This is a genomic window from Corynebacterium sp. HMSC074A01, from assembly GCF_001831515.1.
Classification (GTDB): domain Bacteria; phylum Actinomycetota; class Actinomycetes; order Mycobacteriales; family Mycobacteriaceae; genus Corynebacterium.
The window spans coordinates 1-518 of sequence record NZ_KV825607.1 but is presented as its reverse complement, the minus strand read 5'-3'; the positions used below and the strand labels follow the sequence as shown (position 1 = coordinate 518).

The following is a 518-nucleotide window of genomic DNA, read 5'->3' as shown; positions in this document are numbered from 1 at the left end:
TTGCCGCGGCTTCGGCGGTGTACTTGAGCCCCACTACATTGTCGGCGCAGAACCACTCGACCAGTGAGCTATTACGCACTCTTTCAAGGATGGCTGCTTCTAAGCCAACCTCCTGGCTGTCTTCGCGATCCCACATCCTTTTCCACTTAGTACACCCTTAGGGGCCTTAACCGGCGATCTGGGCTGTTTCCCTCTCGACTATGAAGCTTATCCCCCACAGTCTCACTGCTATACACACTTACACCGGCATTCGGAGTTTGGCTGATGTTGCTAAGATGATAGTCCCGCTCAACCAACCAGTAGCTCTACCTCCGGCAAGCTAAACATATAACGCTGCACCTAAATGCATTTCGGGGAGAACCAGCTATCACGGAGTTTGATTGGCCTTTCACCCCTACCCACAACTCATCCCCGCAGTTTTCAACCTACGTGGGTTCGCGCCTCCACAACCTCTTACAGCTGCTTCACACTGGCCATGGGTAGATCACCCCGCTTCGGGTCCAGGACATGCCACTAAA

General features: G+C 53.5%; 1 rRNA gene. It reads right to left on the bottom strand.

From position 1 onward, the window contains the following. A 23S ribosomal RNA gene (locus tag HMPREF2550_RS03065) occupies positions 1-518 on the bottom strand; the annotation flags it as partial.